At 62.0% G+C, this 4,943-nt stretch carries 4 protein-coding genes; all 4 read right to left on the reverse strand.

All coding sequences use genetic code 11. The features are described from left to right. The coding region (arnT, locus tag DBR24_RS29495; protein ID WP_256591968.1) for a lipid IV(A) 4-amino-4-deoxy-L-arabinosyltransferase at positions 1–1,401 on the reverse strand (1,401 nt) is incomplete at its 3' end. Next, entirely contained in the window at positions 1,398–2,282 is an 885-nt protein-coding gene (gene arnD, locus DBR24_RS29500; RefSeq protein ID WP_128616459.1) for a 4-deoxy-4-formamido-L-arabinose-phosphoundecaprenol deformylase, read from the reverse strand. The genes arnT and arnD, both read right to left, overlap by 4 nt. After that, positions 2,282–4,273, reverse strand: coding sequence for a bifunctional UDP-4-amino-4-deoxy-L-arabinose formyltransferase/UDP-glucuronic acid oxidase ArnA (arnA, locus tag DBR24_RS29505; RefSeq protein WP_128616460.1), 1,992 nt, complete (start codon positions 4,271–4,273; stop codon positions 2,282–2,284). Before arnA ends, arnD begins: the two co-directional genes overlap by 1 nt. Then, positions 4,270–4,943, reverse strand: a 674-nt coding sequence (locus DBR24_RS29510) for an undecaprenyl-phosphate 4-deoxy-4-formamido-L-arabinose transferase (RefSeq protein ID WP_256591969.1), incomplete at its 5' end; no start/stop codon positions are given. The genes DBR24_RS29510 and arnA, both read right to left, overlap by 4 nt.

A 4,943-nucleotide genomic window follows, 5' to 3' on the forward strand; every position in this document is an offset into this window, starting at 1 on the left:
CTGCGGCGTTTTCAGGCGCCAGGCCAAGGCTGCTGCAGCGCCCAGGTCGTTGCTCAGCAAATGCGTGGTGCCGGACAGTTCAGTGACGTGATGCCGGATGAACTGATCCGGGGTTTTGTTGGCCACCACCGACTTGGGCAACGCAGCCGGCAGCACCCCCGCCAGCAACAGGCTGCCCAGTGCCGGTGCCGCCCAGCATTGCAGCGGCAGGAACGCTTGCGCGAGGTTTGCGATGATCCAGCCGATCAGGGCGATGAACACCAGCACCATGCTGTGCAGTTCGTGGTCGTACACCGGTTTTTTCAATTGCAGGTAAACCAGTGCGATCAGCAGGACCACGCCCAGCAGCAGATTCAGCAGGCCATTGATCCCCAGTGCCCGGCCTTGCTCCAGCCGCAAGCGATCAGCCAGCGCATTGCCCAGCAGCAACGCCATCGGCAACAGGCACGGCAGGATGTAGGTCGGCAGTTTGCCGTTGCTCAGGCTGAAAAAGCCCAGTGGCAGCAACAGCCACAACAGCAGAAAGACCATCTTCGGCTGGGCCCGGGTTTGCCAGGCTTGCCGGAAAGCGCTTGGCAACAGGCCGACCCACGGCAGACTGAATGCCACCAGCAGCGGCAAGTAGAACCACCACGGCGCATCGTGCTGCGCATCGTCGCCGGCAAACCGGCGAATGTGTTCGTGCCAGAAGAAGAACCGCCAGTAATCCGGTTCCTGCGCATGCACCGCCAGTGCCCACGGCAAGCTGACGACGATCGCGATGGCGATGGCCACCGGACCGAACACCAGCAGTTCGCGCCAGCGTTTCTGCCAGAGCATCCACGGCAACGCGATCAGCACCGGTAACAACCAGGCGAGAAAACCCTTGGTCATGAACCCCATGCCGCAGGCCAGTCCCAGCACAGCCCAGGCCCCCAGACGTTGGCCGGTGCTTTTGCTGTCGAGCGCAAACCACAGCGCCACCAGACTCAGGTTGACCCAGAAGGTGAACTGCGGATCGAGGTTGGCGTACCCGGCCTGACCGGCAACGACGGTGAAGCTCATGTAGAGCAGGGCGCAGACGAAACTCTTGCGCGGATCGTTCCACATCCGGCGCGCGATCAGGTAGGCCAGCAGCATACTCAAGGCCGTGCTCAGGGCCGACGCGAAACGCACGCCGAACAGATTCTGCCCGAACAATTCCTGGCCGATGGCGATCATCCAGTAACCGGCAATCGGTTTCTCGAAATAACGCAGCCCCATGAAATGCGGCGAGACCCAGTTGCCGCTCAGCAGCATGTCCTGGCTGATCTGTGCGTAACGGGTTTCGTCGGGGATCCACAGGCCATGTGTGCTCAACGGCAACAGATAGGCCAGCAGACAGAGCCCGATCAACAGCGGCAGTGCCCAGCGTCTGGTCATGCGCCTTGCACTCCCAGCCAGCCTTCACGGCCTTCGAGCGCACCGCGTTGCACGCGACCCACGGGCAAGGAGTTGAAATACTCGGGCAACAGGTTGCCCAAGGGTTGGAAGTCAATACTGCGCTGGCGAGCATCGACCAGCAATTGACGAAAGTCCTGAGCCATCAGAATCCCTTCTACTTCGGCATGAATGGTATAGACGTTGAGTGCCTGCGGCCGGAACCGGTCGAGGATGAAGGCGTTGAAGTCCTTCGCCGCCACGTGCGGGCCGACCACTTCATCGAAGGTCGGCAAGTCCACCGGAACCTGCGGCGTGCCCGGTGTGCCGTCCGCCAGCAGCGGACGGAACAGGCTTTGCCCGCGGCAATCGCTGTTGTAGCGAAAGCCGAAGGCCTGCTTGGCCTCGATCACCCGTTCGTCCGCACGCCAGCCGGCGGAGGCCGAACACTCGATCTTGGCACCGAGGATATCGCTCAACGTGTCGACGCCCTGACGAATCTGCTCGATCAGTTGCGCCTGGCTCCAGCGCCCGGCATTGGCTTGCCAGCCGTGGTGATCCCAGGCGTGCAGGCCGACCTCATGACCGGCGTCCCGGGCCTGACGCATCAGGTGCCCGAGATCGCGGCCAATCGGTTTGCCCGGCCAGGCAGTGCCGGCCAGCAGAATGTCCCAGCCGTACAGGCCGGCGGCGTTGGAACGCAGCATTTTCCAGAGGAACTGCGGGCGGATCAGGCGCCACAGATGCCGACCCATGTTGTCCGGGCCGACACTGAAGAAAAACGTTGCCTTGACCTGAGCCTCGTCGAGCATCTCCAACAGTCGCGGCACACCTTCACGGGTGCCGCGGTAGGTGTCGACATCTATACGAAGTCCTGCCTGCATTACTTCTTGTCCGCGATTTCGAGCATGGCTTCACGCAGGAAGAAGTCCAGGGTGTTGCCGATGGTTTCGCTCATCTCCACGGTCGGTTCCCAGTTCAGCAGGCGCTTGGCGTTGGCGATGCTTGGCTTGCGGTGTTCCACGTCCTGGTAGCCGGCACCGTAGAACGCCTTGCTTTCCACGTCGCGGAAACCGGCGAACGGAGGGAAGTTGTGGCGCAGCGGGTGCGCTTCGAACTGACGCAGCAGCTCTTCGCCCAACTGACGGATGCTGGCTTCGTTGTCCGGGTTGCCGATGTTGATGATCTGGCCGTTGCAGGCATCGTTTTCGTTATCGACGATGCGGGCCAGAGCTTCGATGCCGTCAGCGATGTCGGTGAAGCAGCGCTTCTGCTCGCCACCGTCGAACAGACGGATCGGCGTGCCTTCCACCAGGTTGAGGATCAGCTGGGTGATGGCGCGGGAGCTGCCGATACGGGCCGAATCCAGACGGTCCAGACGCGGGCCCATCCAGTTGAACGGACGGAACAGGGTGAAGTTCAGGCCTTTGGCGCCGTAAGCCCAGATCACGCGGTCCAGCAGTTGCTTGGATACGGAGTAGATCCAGCGCTGCTTGTTGATCGGGCCAACGATCAGGTTCGAGGTGTCTTCGTCGAAGTTCTTGTCCTGGCACATGCCATAGACTTCGGAGGTCGACGGGAAGATCACGCGCTTGTTGTACTTGACGCAGTAGCGAACCAGTTTCAGGTTCTCTTCGAAGTCCAGTTCGAATACGCGCAACGGGTTGCGGGTGTATTCGATCGGAGTAGCGATGGCCACCAGCGGCAGAACCACGTCGCACTTCTTGATGTGGTATTCGATCCACTCGGAGTGAATGCTGATGTCGCCTTCGACGAAGTGGAAGTTCGGGTGGCTGCGCAGACGCTCGATGGCGTCGGAGCCGATGTCCAGACCGTAGACATCGTAACGGTCGTCACGCAGCAGGCGCTCGGACAGGTGGTTACCGATGAAACCGTTGACGCCGAGGATCAGTACGCGGGTACGACGTGGCGCACGACCGGACTCGGCACCGCGCAACAGCGAGCCGTCAACCAGACCCAGTTCGTTGGCCAGTTGCGGGCCACTCAGGTACAGACCGTTGTCGTTGCGCTGACCGGCAGTGACTACCAGCGAGTCTTCACCGCAGGCAATGCGCAGTGGATCGACGCTGATCACACGGCCAGGGGCCTGACCTTCGTTGCCCTTGACGACTTCGGCGCTCCAGACGATCAGCTTGTGCTCGCCCACGGCGCAGAAGGCGCCCGGGTACGGACGGGTCACGGCACGCACCAGGTTGAACAGCTCTTCAGCCGGTTTGGCCCAGACCAGTTTGCCGTCCGCCGGAGTGCGACGACCGAACACGGTCGCTTTGGACTCGTCCTGCGGAGTTTCGGTGATCTTGCCTTGCAGCATGTTCGGCAGGGTGTCGCGCAGCAGATCGCTGGCGGCAGTGCGCAGTTTGGCGTGCAGGGTCAGACCGGTGTCGCTGCGCTCGATGGCTACGCGTTGCTGGGCCACAATGGCGCCGGCATCAGCGCGTTTGACCATGCGGTGCAGGGTAACGCCGGTTTCGGTTTCACCGTTGACCAGCACCCAGTTCGCCGGTGCGCGACCGCGGTAGCGTGGCAGCAGCGAGCCGTGCAGGTTGAACGCGCCTTTTTTGGCGGTGGCCAGCAGTGCTTCGCTCAGCAGGTTGCGATAGTAGAAGGAGAAAATGTATTCCGGGTTCAGCTTGGCAATACGTTCGATCCACAGTGGGTGGTTGGCGTCTTCCGGGGCGTGCACCGGGATGCCTTTGCTGGCGCACAGTTGCGCCACCGACGCGTAGAACGCGTTTTCTTTCGGGTCATCGGCGTGAGTGAACACTGCTGCAATGTCATAGCCGCTGTCGAGCAGGGCTTCAATGCCGGCGCAGCCAATATCGTGGTAGGCGAAGACAACAGTTTTTGCACTCATGAGAGAACCTGATCGGAAGAAGTAGGGGAAGAAGAGAGACCATCAACGGTGACCGCAGGGGCCGGATCGGCCGGCTGACTGCGCAGCACCTTTTCAATGAAGAAGCGTGGGCGGGCGCGCACGTCGCTGTACATGCGACCCAGGTATTCACCCAGCAGGCCCATGCCGATGAACTGGCCACCGGTGAACACGAACAGTACGGCGAACAGGACGAACGTGCCGTCACCCGCCCAGCCGGCGCCGAACGCCAGGCGCAGCACGATCAGCGCAATGGCGAACAGCACGCCCAACCCTGCCATCCCGAAGCCGACGATGCTCAGCAGACGCAGCGGTGTGGTGGTCATGCACGTCACCAGATCGAACATCAGGTTGATCAGGCGCATCGGGCTGTATTTCGAATCGCCGTGTTCACGCTCGGCGTGGGCGACAACGATTTCGGTGGTGTGGCGGGCGAAGCTGTTGGCGAGGATCGGGATGAACGTGCTGCGTTCACGGCAGGCGAGCATCGCGTCGATGATCGTGCGGCGATAGGCGCGCAACATGCAGCCGTAGTCGCTCATGGCGACGCCGGTGGAGCGTTGCACGGCGAGGTTGATCAGCTTCGACGGGTAGCGGCGCAGCGCCGAGTCCTGGCGATTGCCACGCACGGTGCCGACCACGTCGTAGCCTT

Source organism: Pseudomonas sp. HMWF006, from assembly GCF_003061205.1.
Classification (GTDB): Bacteria; Pseudomonadota; Gammaproteobacteria; order Pseudomonadales; family Pseudomonadaceae; genus Aquipseudomonas; species Aquipseudomonas monsensis.